At 38.2% G+C, this 19991-nt stretch carries 19 protein-coding genes and 2 riboswitches; of the genes, 14 read left to right on the top strand and 5 right to left on the bottom strand.

The window, feature by feature from the left end; genetic code table 11:
• The first annotated feature begins 7 nt into the window (after positions 1-7).
• From ACKVEV_RS14380 to ACKVEV_RS14360, 5 genes are all read left to right on the top strand, one after another.
• Complete coding sequence (locus ACKVEV_RS14380; protein WP_409367048.1) at positions 8-514, top strand: GNAT family N-acetyltransferase; 507 nt, start codon at positions 8-10, stop codon at positions 512-514.
• Between the two features lie 126 nt (positions 515-640).
• Positions 641-1672, top strand: coding sequence for a fatty acid desaturase (locus ACKVEV_RS14375; protein ID WP_409367047.1), 1032 nt, complete (start codon positions 641-643; stop codon positions 1670-1672).
• A gap of 289 nt (positions 1673-1961) precedes the next feature.
• Entirely contained in the window at positions 1962-2969 is a 1008-nt protein-coding gene (locus ACKVEV_RS14370) for a sensor histidine kinase (protein ID WP_409370561.1), read from the top strand.
• A 15-nt stretch (positions 2970-2984) separates the two neighbouring features.
• Positions 2985-3590 (top strand): response regulator, encoded by a 606-nt coding sequence (locus ACKVEV_RS14365; protein WP_402928388.1) that lies wholly within the window; start codon positions 2985-2987, stop codon positions 3588-3590.
• An 86-nt stretch (positions 3591-3676) separates the two neighbouring features.
• On the top strand, positions 3677-4393 hold the full coding sequence (locus ACKVEV_RS14360) for a 3-ketoacyl-ACP reductase (protein WP_409367046.1): 717 nt from the start codon (positions 3677-3679) through the stop codon (positions 4391-4393).
• Between the two features lie 206 nt (positions 4394-4599).
• On the opposite strand, the gene ACKVEV_RS14355 is transcribed toward ACKVEV_RS14360, so the two are convergent.
• From ACKVEV_RS14355 to ACKVEV_RS14345, 3 genes are all read right to left on the bottom strand, one after another.
• Positions 4600-5574 carry a proline dehydrogenase family protein gene (locus ACKVEV_RS14355; RefSeq protein WP_409367045.1) on the bottom strand — a complete coding sequence of 325 codons (975 nt, stop codon included), beginning with the start codon at positions 5572-5574 and terminating at the stop codon, positions 4600-4602.
• Positions 5575-5649: 75 nt separating this feature from the next.
• Positions 5650-6402 carry an ABC transporter permease gene (locus ACKVEV_RS14350; RefSeq protein WP_409367044.1) on the bottom strand — a complete coding sequence of 251 codons (753 nt, stop codon included), beginning with the start codon at positions 6400-6402 and terminating at the stop codon, positions 5650-5652.
• Complete coding sequence (locus ACKVEV_RS14345) at positions 6399-7130, bottom strand: ATP-binding cassette domain-containing protein (protein ID WP_409367043.1); 732 nt, start codon at positions 7128-7130, stop codon at positions 6399-6401. The genes ACKVEV_RS14350 and ACKVEV_RS14345 overlap by 4 nt, the downstream gene beginning before the upstream one ends.
• 120 nt (positions 7131-7250) lie before the next feature.
• On the opposite strand from ACKVEV_RS14345, the gene ACKVEV_RS14340 reads away from it, so the two are divergent.
• Positions 7251-7751 carry a methylated-DNA--[protein]-cysteine S-methyltransferase gene (locus ACKVEV_RS14340; protein ID WP_409367042.1) on the top strand — a complete coding sequence of 167 codons (501 nt, stop codon included), beginning with the start codon at positions 7251-7253 and terminating at the stop codon, positions 7749-7751.
• 86 nt (positions 7752-7837) lie between these two features.
• Here ACKVEV_RS14340 and ACKVEV_RS14335 read toward each other — a convergent pair whose 3' ends face one another.
• Both ACKVEV_RS14335 and ACKVEV_RS14330 read right to left on the bottom strand, forming a co-directional pair.
• Positions 7838-9133: an ammonium transporter gene (locus ACKVEV_RS14335; RefSeq protein ID WP_409367041.1), complete on the bottom strand. Its 1296-nt coding sequence runs from the start codon at positions 9131-9133 to the stop codon at positions 7838-7840.
• 13 nt (positions 9134-9146) lie between these two features.
• Positions 9147-9488: a P-II family nitrogen regulator gene (locus tag ACKVEV_RS14330; RefSeq protein WP_409367040.1), complete on the bottom strand. Its 342-nt coding sequence runs from the start codon at positions 9486-9488 to the stop codon at positions 9147-9149.
• A 312-nt stretch (positions 9489-9800) separates the two neighbouring features.
• On the opposite strand from ACKVEV_RS14330, the gene ACKVEV_RS14325 reads away from it, so the two are divergent.
• The 8 genes from ACKVEV_RS14325 to ACKVEV_RS14290 all read left to right on the top strand — a co-directional run bounded on the left by ACKVEV_RS14325 (position 9801) and on the right by ACKVEV_RS14290 (position 19589).
• Entirely contained in the window at positions 9801-11270 is a 1470-nt protein-coding gene (locus tag ACKVEV_RS14325; protein ID WP_409367039.1) for a nicotinate phosphoribosyltransferase, read from the top strand.
• A 14-nt stretch (positions 11271-11284) separates the two neighbouring features.
• A complete protein-coding gene (gene nadE / locus ACKVEV_RS14320; protein ID WP_409367038.1) occupies positions 11285-12109 on the top strand; it encodes an ammonia-dependent NAD(+) synthetase in 825 nt (274 codons plus the stop codon).
• A 149-nt stretch (positions 12110-12258) separates the two neighbouring features.
• Positions 12259-12579: an NAD synthetase gene (locus ACKVEV_RS14315; protein WP_409367037.1), complete on the top strand. Its 321-nt coding sequence runs from the start codon at positions 12259-12261 to the stop codon at positions 12577-12579.
• Between the two features lie 352 nt (positions 12580-12931).
• Positions 12932-13876, top strand: coding sequence for an AAA family ATPase (locus tag ACKVEV_RS14310; protein WP_409367036.1), 945 nt, complete (start codon positions 12932-12934; stop codon positions 13874-13876).
• On the top strand, positions 13873-15054 hold the full coding sequence (locus tag ACKVEV_RS14305; protein ID WP_409367035.1) for a DUF58 domain-containing protein: 1182 nt from the start codon (positions 13873-13875) through the stop codon (positions 15052-15054). Before ACKVEV_RS14310 ends, ACKVEV_RS14305 begins: the two co-directional genes overlap by 4 nt.
• Entirely contained in the window at positions 15051-17234 is a 2184-nt protein-coding gene (locus ACKVEV_RS14300; protein WP_409367034.1) for a DUF3488 and DUF4129 domain-containing transglutaminase family protein, read from the top strand. Before ACKVEV_RS14305 ends, ACKVEV_RS14300 begins: the two co-directional genes overlap by 4 nt.
• A 35-nt stretch (positions 17235-17269) precedes the next feature.
• Positions 17270-17371, top strand: a riboswitch (purine riboswitch).
• Positions 17372-17527: 156 nt separating this feature from the next.
• Positions 17528-19081 carry a glutamine-hydrolyzing GMP synthase gene (guaA, locus tag ACKVEV_RS14295; protein ID WP_409367033.1) on the top strand — a complete coding sequence of 518 codons (1554 nt, stop codon included), beginning with the start codon at positions 17528-17530 and terminating at the stop codon, positions 19079-19081.
• A 358-nt stretch (positions 19082-19439) separates the two neighbouring features.
• A complete protein-coding gene (locus ACKVEV_RS14290; protein WP_409367032.1) occupies positions 19440-19589 on the top strand; it encodes a hypothetical protein in 150 nt (49 codons plus the stop codon).
• Between the two features lie 214 nt (positions 19590-19803).
• A riboswitch (purine riboswitch) is annotated at positions 19804-19905 on the top strand.
• Positions 19906-19991 lie beyond the last annotated feature (86 nt).

Raw genomic sequence — 19991 nt, 5'->3', positions numbered from 1 at the left:
GAATTGGATGATTCGATTTATGGAAGAAAAAGATTTACCATCGGTTTTAGCTATTTACAATGACATTATTTTAACGAGTAAAGCTGTATATCGATATGACATACAAACGTTAGAAGAGAAACAACAATGGTTTCATGAGCAACAAGCAGCTGGCAATCCGTTGCTCGTTTTTATGGACAATGGCGTAGTGGCTGGTTTTGCCAGTTACAGTCAGTTCCGTCCATATCCTGGTTATAAGCATACGATGGAGCATTCGGTCTATGTACACAAGGATCATTATAAAAAAGGCATTGCCAGTAAGTTGATGCATGAGTTGATTGCTATCGCACAAAAGCAAGGCGTTAAAACGCTAGTTGCCGGTATCGATGGCGAGAACGTCGCTAGTATTAAGGCACATGAGAAGTTAGGATTTACATATGCAGGAACAATCAAAAATGCTGGTTACAAATTTGATGAATGGCTAGATTTAGTATTTTACCAACTGTCTTTACCTGGACCTGAAAAAGTAAGCTAGTAGGCTTGACAATCGTTTATGTTTATGACAAATGTCATATGCTTTTTATGATGTTTGCGTCTATTGCTAGTTATTCTCTTGTTTTATGATGAGGTCATAAGCAAAAGGAAACGAGGGAAAAAAGGAATGGCAACAGATAAAGAAAAAACGAAGAAATTACGCCAAGATGTAGCACCATTTGCGAAATCAGATACTGGTAAAAGCATTTTTCAAATGATCAATACAATAGTACCGTTAATTGTCCTATGGATTGCTGGATATATGTTAGTTGATGTTTCGCCATGGTTAACTGCAGCTTTAAGTGTTATTTCTGCTGGCTTTGTCGTTAGAACATTTATCATTTTCCATGATTGTACCCACGGTTCATTTTTCAAAAGTAAAAAAGCAAACGACTGGGTTGGCTTAGTAACTGGGGTACTAACATCGTTCCCATATGAAAAGTGGAAGCGTGAGCATACAATTCACCACGCAACAAGTTCCAATTTAGATAAGCGCGGTATTGGTGATATTGATATGATGACAGTAGAAGAATATTTACAATCTTCAAAAGGTCAACGTATGTGGTATCGTTTTTACCGTAATCCACTTGTAATGTTCGGTTTAGGCCCATTATATATGGTGTTAATTTTGAATCGTTTTAATAGAAAAGATGCCAAGCAAAAAGAACGCATGAATACGTATATTACTAACATGATTATTTTAGGCCTCTGTGCAAGTCTTATTTACGCTATGGGCTGGCAAGCATTTTTACTAGTTCAAGGTGTGACGTTATTTATCGCAGGTTCACTTGGAATTTGGTTATTTTATATCCAACATACGTACGAGGATTCTTATTTCGAGCACGACACCGAGTGGGATTATGTGAAAGCGGCTGTTGAGGGTAGCTCGTATTATAAACTACCGAAACTATTACAATGGGCAACAGGTAATATCGGCTTCCATCACGTACACCATTTAGCACCACGTGTACCGAATTATAATCTTGAAAAAGCGCATAATGAAACGCCACCATTGCATACAGCTACTACCATTACATTGCGTACAAGCTTAGAATCTTTACGCTTTAAATTATATGATGAGGAACAAGGTAAGTTTGTAACTTTTAAAGATGTGAATGACATTATAAAACGAAAAACGAAAGGCACAATTGCTGCTTAGTAGAATTTAACCAAACCAGCCATCTCATTTTGGGATGGCTGGTTTATATAATTACGATAAGTGTTTAAAAAGTACATAATGGCAAGTAAGGGCGCAAAAATTCTTTTCTTGTTATAATGTAGGGAAAAGTAGGAAAGAGCGTGAGATTATGATAAAGAAATGGCATAGTATCATTCCGAATAGTCCTATGCTCAGTATTTATTTATGGGTAATATTTTGTTTTCTACCGTTTTTCTTTATTTTTAAAAAATCATCATCGATTGAAATATCAATAGGGATTACTTTTTTAATGCTCTATTTTATTTTTTATCGATTTTCAGTAAACGCTAAAAACGGTCTAGTCTATATGTGGATTAGCTTTGAAATGGTCATTAATATTATTTTAACGATCTTGTATGGTTATGTGTATTTATCGATTTTCACAGCCTTTTTCATTGGGAATATCCGTAGACCTGTTGGCTTTTACATAATGTACGGGCTCCATATCGGTTTTACTGTGATTTCTACAGGGGTTGGTTTCTTCGTTGAGCTACATTTATTTTTATCACAGCTTCCATTTGTCGTACTTACGATTTTAGCAGTAGTCCTTTTACCATTAACGATTTATTCAAAAAATAAGCGTGAAAATTTAGAAGGACAACTAGAAACTGCGAATGAACGCATTGCCGAATTGATTGTCTTTGAGGAACGACAACGTATTGCGCGTGATTTACATGATACGCTAGGACAAAAATTATCAATGATAGGCTTAAAAAGCGACCTAGCCTCTAGGTTGATTGCACGTGATCCAGAGCAAGCTTTAATTGAAATTAAAGATATTCGGCAAACTGCCAGTATTGCCTTGAAAGAGGTTCGAGAATTAGTGTCGGATATGCGGACAACTAAATTTGAAGATGAGCTTATGCGCGTTTCTCAAATTTTAAAGGCGGCAGAAATGGAACTTGTTTTTGAGGGCGATAAAGACTCCTTACATGTTCCACCACTTGTGGAAAATGTGTTATCTATGTGTTTAAAAGAAGCCGTAACGAATATTGTAAAGCATAGCGGCGCAACCAAATGTGAAATCGCCTTCCATCAAAACTTTAAAGAAGTGCACTTAGTCGTTCGTGATAATGGACAGGGCATTTCAAGAAAGCAAGCATTGAAGTCGGGCAATGGCTTAAAAGGGATGCATGAACGTTTAGAATTTATAAATGGTTCATTTAAAATAGAAAATGAAAATGGCACAACATTAACAATATCGATTCCGGTGACGATTACACACCAAAAGGTTAAAGATAATCTGAAAAACCTATAGAAAGAGGGGTATGGCATGATACGAATTGTAATTGCTGAAGATCAGGGGATGCTGTTAGGCGCACTTCGTTCTTTACTTAGTATGGAAGAAGATATGGAGGTCGTCGGTTTAGCAAAAAACGGCGAGGAAGCTTTGGCGCTTGTAGCAGAGCATCAGCCTGATGTTTGTATTATGGATATTGAAATGCCAGTGAAAACTGGACTTGATGCAGCGGAAGAATTGCATAACTCAGACTGTAAAGTAATTATTTTAACGACGTTTGCCAGACCGGGTTATTTTGAACGAGCAAGAAAAGCAGGCGTTCGAGGTTACTTATTAAAGGATAGTCCTATCGAAGAATTGGTAAGTGCTATTCGGACAATCGTTGATGGTAAAAGAATTTACGCACCTGAACTGGTTGATTTTGTATACGAGGATGACAGTGAAAATCCACTGACGGAGCGTGAAAGCCAAGTGTTAACACTTGTGGCAGAAGGTAAAACGACAAAGGAAATTGCAGCAGAGTTATTTTTATCGGCAGGGACCGTTCGCAATTATATTTCCACGATATTAGAAAAGCTTCATGTCGGCAATCGTATTGAAGCGATTGCTCGCTTTAAAGAAAAAGGATGGAATAAATAAGTCTTCTGGATGTACTTTTCTTCGCTGAATAGGTATGCTAAAAAACAGAGATTTTATCTATCACTATTCATAAGGGAGTAAGATATATGCAAACTATTTCTGGTAAAACGGCACTAATTACTGGAGCCGGTCGTGGGATTGGCCGTGCAACAGCTATTGCTTTTGCAAAAGAAGGGATCAACGTAGGGCTTGTCGGTCGTACGTTAGAGAATTTACAACAAGTTGCCGATGAATTATCAGCATATGATGTGAAAGTGGCGCTTGCTACAGCGGATGTAGCAAATTTGCAATCCATCACAACTGCTGTAGAAAGTATTCGAGCTGAGTTAGGGCCAATCGATATTTTAGTAAATAATGCGGGAATTTCGAAATTTGGTAAGTTTTTAGAACTTTCACCTGAAGATTGGACGAATATCGTAGATGTCAATGTTAAAGGAGTTTATTACACAACGCGTGCGGTGCTTCCAGAGATGATTGAACGAGCATCTGGCGATATCATTAATATTTCATCTACTGCAGGTCAAAAAGGTGCGCCAATTACGAGCGCATATAGTGCATCAAAAGCTGCAGTGATTGGCATGAGCGAATCATTAATGTTAGAAGTGAGAAAACATAATATTCGCGTTGTAACGTTAACACCAAGTACTGTTGCAACAGATATGGCAGTTGAATTACAACTAACAGACGGCAATCCGGAAAAAGTTATGCAGGCAGAAGATTTAGCAGACTTAATGGTAGCTAATTTAAAATTACATCCACGTGTTGTATTAAAACATGCAGGTCTTTGGTCAACAAATCCTTAACCAAAAGTAAAAACGAGTTGCCAAACTGGTGACAAGATAAAAGGCATCAAGAATCCATTCTTGATGCCTTTTTTATTTAAATCGCTAAGAAATATTTTTTGATACGAAGTTAAGTATATTAATTATTTGATTTCCGCAACGGGTGTGCCCGCGGAAAGCGCCCACCCGTAGCGGAAATCAACGCAAGTAGGTTGCAAGGCAATTGATTATTTTTTACGCTTTGTTAAGCGTCCAAGTACGAAGGCACCTGCTGCTACAGCAAGGACAGTATTTGTTTTTTTCGTAAATACTTGTTTCGTCACAAGGTTAAGATTTTGAGGACGTTCTGCTAGACGGCGCATAAAGTAACCGTACCAATCTTCGCCGAATGGCACATATACGCAGAAGTTATAGCCTTCTTTCGCAAGTTCTTTTTGCATGTCCGTGCGGAAGCCGTACAACATTTGGAATTCAAATTTATCAAATGGAATATTATTATCGGCAACAAAGCGTTTTACATGAGCAATAACGTTATGGTCATGTGTAGCAATCGATGTAAATTTGCCGTGTAATAAATGATATTCTATCAGTTCGATAAAGTTTAAATCGATATCAAGTTTATCTTGGAAGGCTACCTCCGCAGGCTCTTTATAGGCACCTTTTACGATACGTAAACGGTAGTTTTTAAATTTTTCAATATCGTCTTTAGCTCGGTAAAAGTACGATTGAATAACAGTGCCGACATTATGAAACGTTTTTGAAAGCTCTTCTACCATATCAAATGATGTTTGTAGACGGCCATAATTTTCCATATCAAAGTTAACGAATATATCATAACTTGCTGCTTTTTCTACAATTTCATATAAATTGTCGTAGCAAAAATCAACATCGATGTCTAAACCTAATTGGGAAGGCTTTAATGAAATATGCGCATCAACACCGTGTTCGTGAATTGCTTCAATGACAGCGAGGATTTGTTCTTTAGCCTTTGTAGCTTCTTCTTCATTTGCAACAAATTCCCCTAAATTATCCACTGTGCAAGAGATATTATGCGCATTTAATTCTTTGATGCTTGCAATTGTTTCTTCTATATTTGTACCAGCTACAACACTTTGAGCTCCTAATTTTAAGCCGTATTTTTTTGCAGCACTATTTAATAGTTGGTTTTCAGATAATTGGATGAAAAAATCGCGTAATAACATGGGTCATTCTCCTCACTGCATTTTTCTTACTAGTATAACATATTTGAAGAGTATGTCATGATAGCACGAAAACAATTATTTCATTTCTAGCATCTGCAATCGATCGTTAAAGAGTACAGGATAGCTTAAAAAACCGATCATTATGCTTGATAATGTTGCCGTTGTTAGTAGAGCAAAAATGATTAATAGTTGGAATTGAACTGCTTGTATTGGATCTGCTCCGCCAATTATTTGACCGCTCATCATACCAGGTAACTGGACAAGTCCAATTGTTTTTTGGCTTTCAATGGTAGGAATCATGCTTGCTTTAATAGCATTAATTAGTTGGCGATGAATGGCCTGTTTAGGAGTACCGCCTAAAGATAATATGAGCTCAATTTCGTTTTGGTGACTTGTAATTTCCGCGGTGAAACGATTTAAAAATAAGATGGACAATACCATAGAGTTTCCGATTAACATGCCGCTAATCGGGATAATATATTGTGCGGTAGTAGGGACAATGCCGAAACCGAGTAAAACACCTTGTGTGACAATTTCCACCGTTACGAGTGTAAATACTATTTTCCATGTAATGCCCTTAATGCCTTTGCCTTTTTTTCGGGCATTTAACGTGGCGGCTAAAATCATCAATGCTACCATTAAAAAAATATAAATGGGGCTGCCCGCATCAAAGACAAACTTTAAAATATAGCCGACTGCCAGTAATTGAATAATAGAACGAATAGTTGCAATCACTGTGTCTTTTTCAAGATCAAGCTTAAAGGTTTTCGAAAGTACTAAAGGGATTAATACAAAAATTAATGTTAGCGAAAGTGATGTATAGGTCATGCGTTTACCCCCTGAACAAATTCAGCGACTCTCGGATTACTAGGGGCTCTTAATATTGAGCTTTCGCCTGTTTCGATAAGCTCTCCTCCCATCATGACCCATGTGTAGTGCCCAATTGTTAATGCTTGTTGTAAATTATGTGTAATCCAAATAATTGTAACATTATATTTTTCGTTAATTGTCGTAATAAGTGCTTCGATATCTTGAACTGATTGTCGATCGAGTGCAGAAGTAATTTCATCCAACAATAATATAGAAGATTGGTTAATTAAGGTGCGGGCAATGGATACTTTTTGACGCTGTCCACCTGATAACTCATTGGTGGGGCGATGTAAAAAGCTGTTATCGAGCCCGACGTCTTGTAAATATTGAATGGCTTCTTGCTTGGAGAGCTTTTTTCCTTGTAACACAAGTGGTAGTGCTAAATTATCAAATACGGTTCCGTAAATCATCGGTGCTGCTTGTAGGGCTATTCCGACATATTTTCTTAATGTAGTAGGCTCATAATTTGTAATGGGTTGATTATCAATGGATATATGGCCTTCTGTCGGGGACAGTAGTCCGTTGCACATTTTTAATAAGGTGGTTTTGCCAGCACCAGATGGACCAACGAGGGTCGTAATTTTCCCTTTGGGGAATGACCCAGTAATTGATTTTAAAATGTTCTTTTCATTTACTGTAAAGCTCACTTGTTGAAGGTGAATAGCGGGCTCATATAACATAGTCATGTAGTTGAAACTCCTTTAAGCTTATAGGTAAAATAACTGTAGCATGAAATGATTTGACGCTACAGCTATTTTACCTTTTTGTAATATACTCTAATCAGAATAAGTGAGGGGAACGGATAAATGGATGTTTTATATGTAGATACACTCACATACGCTCAAGGCGAGATGTATATTATTGCTTCCGATGAAGGGCTTGTCTATATAGGGACGCCGAATACAGCATTTGAAGAAGTGGAAAAATGGGCTCAAAAGTCGTTCAAAGGTTATCGTTTTGAAGACAATAAAGAAAAATGTATGCCTTACGTCGCGCAATTGACGGCTTACTTTAATAGAGAGCTTACTGAATTTAATGTGCCTATCCATGTGAAAGGAACAGCATTTCAGCTTGCTGTATGGGATGCGCTAAAAGAGCTCCCTTATGGTACGACAACAACCTATTCTGCTATTGCAGAACGCATTGGCAAACCAAAGGCAGTGAGAGCAGTAGGTAGTGCAATAGGGGCCAACCCGATTTTAGCAATCATCCCGTGCCATCGTGTGATCGGCAAAAATGGTAAGCTAACGGGTTTCCGAAGTGGACTAACGATGAAAGAGTTTTTACTTGAATTAGAACAAGCGTAATTTTTACTCTTGTGAGGCTATAAAAAAGAATCTGCTGGACTGTCGAGGTTTTCTTGAGCCAGCCAGCAGATATTATAAGTTAGATGCTAGACATGTTCTTCCATGACAGTTGTTTGCGTTTTGCCGATGTGAGTTAAACGCTGTGCAAATGTTTCACCTTGAATCGCGGAGCTTTTAAAAACTTCTTGATATTCATAGGCGGGCGTACCGTGTTCGATAACATCTAGACCAGTCATTTCTTCTTCTACTGATACACGTAAAGGCACAAAAGCTTTAATAATAAATAGGCCAGCTGCCACCGAAACGCCAACCCAAGCAATTGTTGCAATGACACCTATTGCTTGAATGCCTAGTAAACTGAAACCACCACCATAAAATAAACCTTGACCGTTAATATCAAATAGTCCAACTGCAAGTGTGCCCCAAATACCACAAATTCCATGGACTGCAATGGCACCTACAGGATCATCGACTTTTAATTTCCATTCGATAAAGCGAACACCTTCAACTAATAATGGCGCAGCAATGAAGCCAATAATGATGGAACCGATAATGCTAACGTTAGCTGCACCAGCTGTAATAGCTACAAGCCCTGCTAAAGCACCGTTGAGTGTTAGTGAGCCATCGATGTGGCCGTAGCGGAATTTTGTGTAGAAGGCAGTAGCGACAACACCAGCTGAAGCTGCGAAGAAAGTATTGGCAATGACCTTTGGCACGAGCGTAGGATCTGCTGCTAGTGTAGAGGCACCGTTGAAACCGAACCAGCCGAACCACAGCAAGAACACGCCTAATGCGCCAAGAGGAATACTATGACCAGTAATAACATTTACACGACCATTTTCGTATTTGCCTAAACGCGGTCCAATCATGATTGCTGCTACAAACGCAGCTACAGCACCAGTTAAATGGACCACTGTAGAACCAGCGAAATCGATAAAGCCTAAATCAGTTAACCAGCCTTGACCGCTCCATATCCAATGTCCAACTACGGGGTAAACAAGTAACGTCATTAAGATAATGACACCGATATAAGCAAAAATATTTGTACGTTCTGCTACCGCTCCAGATAAGATGGTTGCACCTGTTGCAGCGAACATTGTTTGGAAAATAAAGAAGGATAGGTCATCTACGCCGTTTAAAGCAAATCCGCTTGTGCCGAAGATGCCTCCAGCTGTGTCACCGAACATAATGGCATAACCGCATAGAAAGTAGACGATGCCTCCGAGCGATATCGTTAAAAAGTTTTTCATAATAATGTTTACGGCATTTTTAGAGCGTGTAAAACCAGCCTCAACCATTGCAAAACCTGCATGCATAAAAAATACTAAAATGGTACCGAGCATAACCCAAACTAAATTGACAGATAATAGTACGTCCTCCATAGCAATCTCCCCCTTAATCTACAGCAATTGATCCGACTTCTTTCGTACGGATGCGAATTGCCTGTTCTACTGGATAAATAAAAATCTTTCCGTCGCCAACCTTACCGGTTGCAGCGTCGCGTAATAAAACTTCCACAATAGCATCAACTCGGTCATCGTCGACAATCATTTCTAGTTTTAATTTAGGTAAAAATTCAATTTCGTACGCATTGCCACGAAACAAACCTGTATGACCTAATTGACGACCGCAGCCAGCAATTTCAGAAATGCTTAAACCTGCAATGCCGACCGTTGCAAGTCCGTCTCGTACAACCCCGAATACTTCCGGACGAATAATTGCTTCTATTTTTTTCACTCACATCAGCTCCTTGCGTAAATTTAATTTACATACTATAGCGAGCTGATAAACGGCGCAATTGTTTTTTTAAAACCCATGTTATGTTATATTACATGCTGTATTTCGTTTTTCGTAATAGATTGCTAAAAAGCTATTTGTTAAAGGAATGAAAGCGGTGCTAAAATTTGTGTCTAAATTATGAACGGTTCTAAATTTTCTGACTATTAATGTAAGAAAACCTAACATGTAATAGAAAACGTGTTAAACGCAAGATTTTGGGTAAATAGTGTATACTAGGACTAATTATGAAAGTGGAAGAAGGGAATTCCTATGAGATCAAACTATGCTGACGATAGCTTAGCGCTACACACGGACTTATACCAAATCAATATGGCAGAGTCTTATTGGGCTGATGGTATACATAATAGAAAAGCGGTTTTTGAATTATATTTCAGAAAATTACCATTTGGAAATGGCTATGCCATATTTGCCGGATTGGAACGTATGCTGGAATATTTACGAGACTTTCGTTTTAGTGAATCCGATATCGCTTATTTGCGTGAAGAAGTTGGATACAAAGATGATTTCATTGACTACTTAAAAAACATTCGCTTTACAGGTGATATGTATTCAATGGCGGAAGGGGAGCTCGTTTTTGCAAATGAGCCAATTGTTCGTATTGAGGCACCGCTAGTTGAAGCACAGCTTATTGAGACAGCTTTATTGAACATTGTGAACTACCAAACGCTAATAGCGACAAAAGCGAGTCGCATTAAACAAATCGTAAAAGATGAAATGGCGATGGAATTTGGTACGCGCCGTGCGCATGAAATGGATGCGGCAATTTGGGGGACTCGTGCAGCCTTTATAGGGGGATTCGCTTCTACAAGTAATGTTCGCGCAGGGAAATTATTTAATATACCAGTTGCTGGTACGCATGCGCATGCACTTGTCCAAGCATATAAAAATGATTATGATGCATTCCACGCTTATGCTAAACGTCATCGTAATTGCGTGTTTTTAGTGGACACATATAACACGTTGAAATCTGGCGTGCCTACAGCTATAAAAGTGGCAAAAGAACTAGGGGATAAAATTAATTTTATTGGTATTCGTCTAGATAGTGGGGATATTGCATTCCTTTCCAAAGAGGCGCGTCGTATGTTAGATGAAGCAGGCTTCCCTAATGCTAAGATTGTTGTTTCAAATGATTTAGATGAATACACAATATTAAATTTAAAGGCTCAGGGTGCCCGCGTAGATATGTGGGGCATTGGAACAAAGGTCATTACAGCTTATGATCAGCCAGCATTAGGAGCTGTCTATAAGATGGTGGCAATTGAAAATAAAGATGGTCAGTTAGAGGATACAATCAAAATTTCCGCCAATGCTGAAAAAGTATCAACACCTGGTTTAAAAAATGTTTATCGCATTATCGATCGGAAAAACGGCAAATCAGAGGGTGACTACATTACAATGCACGATGAAGATCCTCAATCTGAAGAGCGCATCAAAATGTTCCACCCTGTGCATACATTTGTGTCCAAATTCGTGACGAATTTTGAGGCGAAAAACTTACATCAGCATGTTATTCATAAAGGTGAAGTCATTTATCAAAATCCGACGTTGGTGGATATGCAAAAATATGCAGCTGAAAATTTAGAGTTGCTATGGGATGAATACAAGCGTGCAATGAATCCAGAGGAATATCCGGTCGATTTAAGCCAAAAATGCTGGGATAATAAAATGCGCAATATAGAAGAAGTTCGAGAAATGGTCAATCGAATTGTCAAAGGGTAAGGAGTGGGTATGTTATGACATTACAACAGCAAATCATTCAAGAATTACACGTTTTGCCAACTATTGATGTACAACAGGAAATTCGTAAATCCATTGATTTTTTAAAGGCGTATGCACATCGATATAGCTTTGTAAAAGGATTTGTGCTTGGGATTTCCGGTGGCCAAGATTCTACTTTAACTGGCAAATTAGCGCAACTAGCCGTTGATGAGTTAAATGCAGAAGCGGGTGAGGAGAAATATTCATTTTGGGCAGTGCGTTTGCCATACGGTGTTCAAAAGGATGAGCAGGACTGTCAGGATGCGATTGATTTTATACAGCCAACGCATACTTACACAGTGAATATTAAAGAAGCGGTCGATGCGAGTGTCCGTGCTCTAGAAAATGCGGGTGTGACACTTAGCGATTTTGTTAAAGGGAATGAAAAAGCACGTGAGCGCATGAAAGTGCAATTCTCGATTGCTGCAATGAATAGTGCAGTTGTTTTAGGAACCGACCATGCAGCAGAGGCGATTACGGGTTTCTATACAAAATTTGGTGATGGTGGAGCAGATTTAATGCCTATCTTTCGTCTTAACAAGCGTCAGGGAAAACAGTTGTTAGCGGCGCTTGATTGCCCTGAGCATTTGTATTTAAAAGTGCCAACAGCAGACTTAGAGGAAGATCGTCCGTCTTTACCGGATGAAGTAGCATTGGGATTAACATATGAGCAAATTGATGATTATTTAGAAGGGAAGGAAATTCCTAAAGATGCTCGCGAAATACTAGAGCAACACTATTTACGATCTCAACATAAACGCCATATGCCTATTACAATTTTTGATGATTTTTGGAAATAATGCTTATGAGAATAGAGTTGTTCAAAAGAATGTTTTTGAATAATTCTATTCTTTTTTAGTATTTTTGGTTCTGTTTGCTTAAATACTTGCATATAATGTCGATATAAATACCTATAAAGCAAACGAAATGTAAAGGAGGGTAACTAACAATGAGGACTTCTAGCGTAAGTGCGATGATGAGTAGTACTTTTCGTAATGAGCAGCAGTATTTACATGCTGGTGATCTTAGTCATAATTTTAGCCATACTGCACAGCAACAATTTCAAAAGAGTATGCAAAAAAAGAAAGAGAAAAAGCGCTCAACTAATGGGAGACAAAAGCAACAACAACGTCTCAATAAATTAGAGGCTGCTTTTGTTAATAATGAAGGTGATGTGCAAATTCACAATGAACTAAATGAAACAGCGGGAAAACTAAGTCGCCTTAGCAAGCTAAAGAAGCGTCACAATAGTTACCGAACTTCCATCTAGCTCGATATTTCCACCCTCTATACCAGTTTTGGTATAGAGGGTTTTTGCTTTGCGCCAATTCGGATTGCTTAGTTATCAGCAATATCGGTATAACTACCGACGATTTTGTAGCTCTAATTGCTGAATATAGTATTGGTTAAAAAAATAAAATTTGTAACTTTTTTGTAAGCGAAACGTTATACTACTTTATAGGCTTGTTCGCCACATAATAGTTCTTCACAACAAAGTAAGTTACGAGAGTGCATGCAAGTGGCACATTAATTGTGTTACGAAACAGTTTTCGATATGCTTAAAGTAAATTATCGTGCAATTCAAACAATTGGCTAGCGAAAGTGGGAGGGGTTTTTGTTTTATGAATTTACAAATACAAATGGTATTAGAAAATATAGAAAAAGTTATGATTGGTAAAAGAGATGTGGCGGAACTTAGTATTGTTGCATTGCTTGCTAACGGTCACGTCTTACTAGAGGACGTGCCGGGTGTTGGGAAGACAATGATGGTACGGGCCCTTGCGAAATCATTTGATGCTCAATTTAAACGTATTCAATTTACACCTGATTTACTGCCCTCGGATGTTGTCGGTGTATCTATTTATAATCCGAAAACAATGGAATTTGAGTTTCGTCCAGGGCCGATAATGGGCGATGTAGTATTAGCCGATGAAATTAATCGAACATCACCTAAAACACAATCTGCATTACTGGAAGCGATGGAGGAAGCATCTGTCACAGTCGATGGTAATACACTTCAAATCTCTGAGCCATTTTTCGTCATGGCTACTCAAAATCCTATCGAACACGAAGGAACGTATCCTTTGCCGGAAGCCCAGCTTGATCGCTTTTTGCTGAAAATAAAAATGGGCTATCCAACTAGGGGGCAAGAAGTCGAAATTTTGCGCCGTGCTGAAAATGGCAAATCTATCGAAAAAATTGAAGCGGTTCTTTCGACTGCGCAGTTAGTTGAATTACAAAAGCTTGTCCAAGGAGTTTATGTAGAAGACTCTGTAAAAAATTATATGGTCGAGCTAGCTTCTCAAACGAGAGAGAATAATTATGTGTATTTAGGGGTTAGTCCCCGTGCAACTATCGCTTTAATGAAGGCATCACAGGCTTATGCGTTTATGAAAGGGCGTAGCTATGTAATACCAGATGATGTTCAACATTTAGCGCCATATGTTTTTAGTCACCGATTAGTGTTGAAGCCAGATGCGCGCTATGATGATGTAACGGCAGAGGAAATTATTGAGCGTATTATCGCAAAAACACCTGTGCCGACGAAGAGGTTTGCAGAGCAATGAAAAAATGGCGAGCCCTTTTTGAGAAAAGTAAACATTTTCTATTAGTGAGCTTTCTGATGCTTTTAACGTTTTGCTATGCGATGTTTCAAGGTGGTTTTGTTAGCTGGTTTGTGTTTTTTACAGTAAGTCCATTTTTATTGTATGCCTTTATTTTTCAACTTGTTCGGGAGAGCATTTTTCGAGTGGAGCGGAAAATCGAACCTTCTCGTGTTGAAAGTGGACAATCGGTTAACGTAACGATAAACGTAGAACGAAAAACGCGTTTTCCATTTGCTTATATGCTTATGGAGGAACTTGTTGGTAGTGCGACGCTAGTTCAGTCAAAAATACAAGCGAAAGACGCGATAAAATTTGTCGGTTTTAAAAAGACCTTTACGTGGCGTTACACACTAGAAAACTTGCCGCGTGGTGAGCATCGTTATTTAGGTGCAAATATAATCTTCTATGATTTTTTCGGTTGGGCACAAAAACGCATGGTGGTAGAGAAGGAACAAACCGTTCTCGTCTATCCAAGAGTGCATGATATGAAATATGCTACATTACAAGCAAAATTAGATGTTGGGTCTATGATGTCTCCTTATTCCATTGTCAAGGATACATCAATGGCCGTTGGTTTACGTGAATATGTACCGGGAGACCGCTTTTCATGGATTCATTGGAAGTCTTTTGCGAAAACGCAATCACTTCAGTCGAAGGAATTTGAGGACCGTCAATCCCAGGAATTGCTGTTAATGCTGGATGAGGGAGCTTCCTCGTTGTTTGAGGAGAAAATTGAGTTAGTAGCATCTATGCTTAAAGCAATTGTACAAGGGCGAGGCGATATTTCTTTTGTTTCAACAGGAGCAAATACAAAAGTGTTTTCTGCCATCCAAGGTGAAAAGCAACTAGACCGAGTTATGCAACATTTGGCGAGTGTAAAACCTGTTGAACAGGCTAATTTCCAATTACGTGATCCACAAGTTTTCCAGCGTGTTGCAACACTTTTATATGTTACGAGTGATATTTCAGATGACTTATTACATACTCTAGGCAATTCGGTGAAAAGCTGTATTTGTTTTGTAGTAACGCAACAGACACAAGTAGTTTCAGATGTCACAAAGCGTTATAAACATATTCAAGTTGTTTATGTAGACCCGACAAATTATTACCACTTGTTCACGGAGGTGATGAAGCCGTGAAAAAATCACTAGAAAATTTTATTGAGTTGGCGATCGCTTATGTCATTATTTTCTTTATTCTGCGTGAATGGCTAGTACCGGTTATGCAATTAACGAACACAGGTGTAGGGTATTTGTTTTTAATTTTTATCGGCTTAGCATTAGCGTTAAGTTTATTTAAAGTTCCACCGTTATTATCGGGACTTGTAAAATTAGGTTACATTACGTGGTTTGTGATATTTGTTTATAGTGAAAATCCATTCTTTTCAGGTCACACGCTACCGTTTTTAACAAATGAAGTGACATGGAACATGGTAAATATATTTTCTGGGAATTTTGAACAAGTATCGGATCCGTTTAGAACCGTCCTGTTTTTAGTATTGATTTGGATGTTAATTTATTTAATTCATCATTGGATTACAGTGCACCATAATATTTTCTATTTCTTCGCATTAACCGTATTTTTCATTGCAACACTTGATACTTTTAGTGAATATAACGGGAAAGCGGCAATTGTGAAAGTAGTTGTACTTGGTCTAATGATGACGGGTGTCCTTTTTATTAAACGGTTAAGGCTTCAAGTAGATGCCCCAAGTGAGATTATTAAAAAGTTGAAAATTATAGTGCCGATGCTTATTTCGGTGGCGCTTGTTAGTATGGTGGCGTTCTTTTTGCCAAAAGCAGGACCTACGTGGGCTGATCCAGTGCCATTTATTAAAAGTGTGACAGGGCAAAGTGGTGTAGGAGATGGCCAAAAAACAGTTGGTTACAGTGAAGACGATAGTAGGTTAGGTGGTCCTTACAACGGTGATAATACATTAATTTTTACTACAAAATCCCGTGATCGACACTATTGGCGTATCGATACAAAAGATACGTATACATCAAAAGGCTGGGAATTATCGAATGAGTTTATGGGAGAAGTGGTTTTTGAAAATGATACCCCGATTCAAACGTCTTTGCAGGTAGGATCGCGAGAAAATGAACGCCAAATTGAGTTGGATTTTGCTATTCCGATGCCATTTTTAATACAAACATATGGCATGCTGTCTGTATCGGCAAAGGACCCAACCTTATATATTCAAGATGCACAGACCGAAAAAATTGTTACGAAACAACAAAGTGGTTCGAATCAATTACTGTCTAGCTATACATTAACTTACAGTGAACCGAATTATAGCTTGCAGGACCTTCAAATGTCAGAGCCAGCTATGTTAGAAACATTAGATTCTTCGTATAATCGATTTTTACAATTACCGGATACATTGCCAAAACGAGTGCAAGATTTAACGATTGATATAACGCGCGACAAAGCATCGGTGTATGAAAAAATAAAGGCGGTAGAGGGATATTTTTCAAAAGGAAACTATCGATACGATAAAACAGCGGCTGCTTACCCTGCTGAACAACAAGACTATGTAGATCAATTTTTATTTGATACGAAAGTTGGCTATTGTGATAACTTCTCTACATCGATGGTCGTTATGCTTCGTTCTATTGGTATTCCTGCCCGTTGGGTAAAAGGATTTGCGCCGGGGAATGCAGGGCCTTTATCGGATGGCTATCGCGAATATCAGATTACCAATAATAATGCCCACTCATGGGTTGAGGCATATGTTCCTGGTACGGGTTGGATAGAGTTTGAACCAACTATTGGTTTTTCGGGTACAGTGAACATCAATTATGACTTGCAAAAGGAAACGCCAGAGCAAGACGATGTGCTAAAGCCGGAAGAGAAACCTGAACAACAACCAAAGAAAGAACAAACGACTAAAAACGCAACTGCTACTTCAACATTTAGTTTAGATAGTGTGTGGACATGGTTGAAGTCTTTAAAATATGTGTGGTTAGCAATCCTTGCTTTGCTAATCATTATGGCTGTGACATTATTTGTTCAACGAAAGACATGGATTCCTAAAATGCAGGTGCGTGTTTATCGGAATAAAGAAGCCGATTGGACAAATTTTGAAGCTTCCTATCAGGCGTTAACAAAACAATTAGGCCGTATTGGCTTAAGTCGAAAACATGGCGAGACATTACGAGCATTTGCAGAGCGGGTAGATGCGTCATTAGAGACAGACGAGATGCGGAAGTTAACAGCGGTATATGAGCACCATATTTATAGCAATAATGGGCAAGAAGTTGACTTTGTGAAACTGCGAGAAAGTTGGGAATATTTAATCAATCGCACAATCAGTTGATTTTAACGGTCACAAAGAGTAAAATGAAAAAAATTATATATGATTAGGATGGCTTTCATATAAGTTCGAAAATAGGGTTCGGATGTTTCTACGAAATCACCGTAAATGATTTCTCTATGAAGGTGAATGTTTTGGTTAGGTGAGATTTTTTTTATAGATCACTTTTCTTTGTTACGCATTCCCCTTTATATATCACGAGCTTATGGACGCGTAGGAAGTTTTTTTACTTTCATACGCGTTTTTCTTTGAACATATGAAAACGTCCTTTAATAATACAAGAAGAGGTGGAAATATTGTCAGCAAGCCCTTTATTAAAAGAGCAAGAAAAAATCGTTGTTTTAGACTTCGGTAGCCAATTTAACCAATTAATCACACGTCGTATCCGTGAATTCGGTGTCTTCAGTGAATTACATCCACATACGATCACAGCGGAAGAAATTAAAGACATGAACGCAACAGGTATCATCTTCTCAGGTGGTCCAAATTCCGTTTATGATGAAAATGCTTTCCATGTAGATCCAGCTATTTTTGAATTAGGTTTACCAATCCTAGGTATTTGCTATGGTATGCAATTAATGGCTCATACGCAAGGTGGTAAAGTTGAAGGCGCTGAAACACGTGAATACGGTAAAGCGGAAATTCAAGTGACTGCTGCAAATAAATTATTCGGTGAATTACCAACTGAACAAATCGTTTGGATGAGTCATGGTGACCATGTAACAGAAGTACCTGCTGGCTTTGAAATCATCGCAACAAGTGCATCTTGCCCAATCGCTGCAATGGCAAACGTAGAACGTAAATTATACGCAGTACAATTCCACCCAGAAGTTCGTCACTCTGTATATGGTAATGATTTACTACGTCAATTCGTGTTCGATATTTGTGGCGCTAAAGGCGATTGGTCAATGGCGAACTTTATTGAAATCGAAATTGCTAAAATTCGCGAAATCGTTGGCGATAAAAAAGTATTATGTGCACTTTCAGGCGGAGTAGACTCTTCTGTTGTTGCAGTACTTATTCATAAAGCAATCGGCGATCAACTTACTTGTATGTTCGTAGACCATAACTTAAACCGTAAAGGTGAAGTTGAACAGGTTATGAAAACTTTCACAGAAGATTTCGATATGAACTTAATTAAAATTGATGCACGTCAACGCTTCATGGACAAACTTGCAGGTGTGTCTGATCCAGAGAAAAAACGTAAAATTATCGGTAACGAATTTATTTATGTATTCGATGAAGAAGCTTCAAAACTTGAAGGTATGGATTTCCTTGCACAAGGTACGCTATACACTGACATTATTGAATCTGGTACATCTACAGCTCAAACAATTAAATCACACCACAATGTAGGCGGTCTTCCAGAAGACATGCAGTTCCAATTGATTGAACCATTAAAAACATTATTCAAAGACGAAGTGCGTGCACTTGGTTTAGAACTTGGTCTGGATGAGAAAATCGTTTGGCGTCAACCATTCCCAGGTCCTGGTCTAGGTATTCGTGTACTTGGTGAAGTAACAGAAGAAAAACTTGAAATTGTCCGCGAATCTGATTTCATCTTACGTGAAGAAATCGCAAAAGCTGGACTTGATCGTGATGTTTGGCAATACTTCACGGTATTACCTGATATTCGTTCAGTTGGCGTAATGGGCGATGCTCGTACGTATGACTACGCAATCGGTATCCGTGCTGTAACGTCTATCGACGGTATGACTTCTGACTGGGCACGTATCCCTTGGGACGTTCTAGAAAAAATCTCTGTTCGTCTAGTAAACGAAGTAAAACACGTAAACCGCGTGCTGTATGATATTACTTCTAAGCCACCAGCAACAATTGAGTGGGAATAATAGCTATTAGCGAGAGTCCTAAATACCTTATTTAAATAGGGTGTTTAGGGCTTTTTTTTATTGGAGTTACACTTCACTCATGTGGAGAAACCTTTTGTAAAATCGAGAGGATTTATATTCGACGATAATGTCCCAACCTCATTTCCGCAGCGAAAAATTAATGACACCTAAATAAATAAACGCTCTTATAGTTATTCCACGAAAATAAATAAAAGTGGTTTTTATTTTCCGCGAAATTTAATGCTTTGACGATGATATGCTAGGTTAGCAGTACAAGATTACGGTATACTTCAGTAAGATAAGGTATATTATAAAGTTGAATAGAATTTCTTTCAGGACGAAAAAGTAGGTGAACAACGTGGGTAAATATCAACTGGATACGAAAGGTAAAGTAGCTGTGGCAAAGTATCATGAAAAAAACAAGCCTGCCAAATTTGATAAAAAGCAGCAACTGGAAAAATTACGTACAGAGTATTTGAAAAAGAAGCAAGAACAACAGCATAACTAATGTGTTTAAAAACATAGGTTGACTAAATTCGCCTATGTTTTTCTTGTTTTATGGCGATAAGGACGATAATGTAAGTTGCGCTTTTTCTTTATTCTTCCGTTATTTTGCCAAAAACTTAACATTGATTTCATATTTTACACGAACTTTCGTATTTTTTTTATAATAAATGTTCGGAAATAGGCTTGAAATCTAAAAAACGAAATGATATATTACGATTGTAAAGTAAATAAGTCGTCGTATAATGTCGGGAATATGGCCCGTGAGTTTCTACCAAGTTACCGTAAATAACTTGACTACGATTTAGTTTTTATACGGATGTATAATAACTAATTTATTTCACACATTATTTGTGATGAAATGAATCGTAGACATGCGACTAGTAGAATAGTCAGCGTGTCTTTT

This window comes from Lysinibacillus sp. 38-6, from assembly GCF_046245175.1.
In the GTDB taxonomy this organism is placed as follows: domain Bacteria; phylum Bacillota; class Bacilli; order Bacillales_A; family Planococcaceae; genus Lysinibacillus.
The sequence above is the reverse complement of the archived record's forward strand: the minus strand, read 5'-3'. Positions and strand labels throughout refer to the sequence as shown.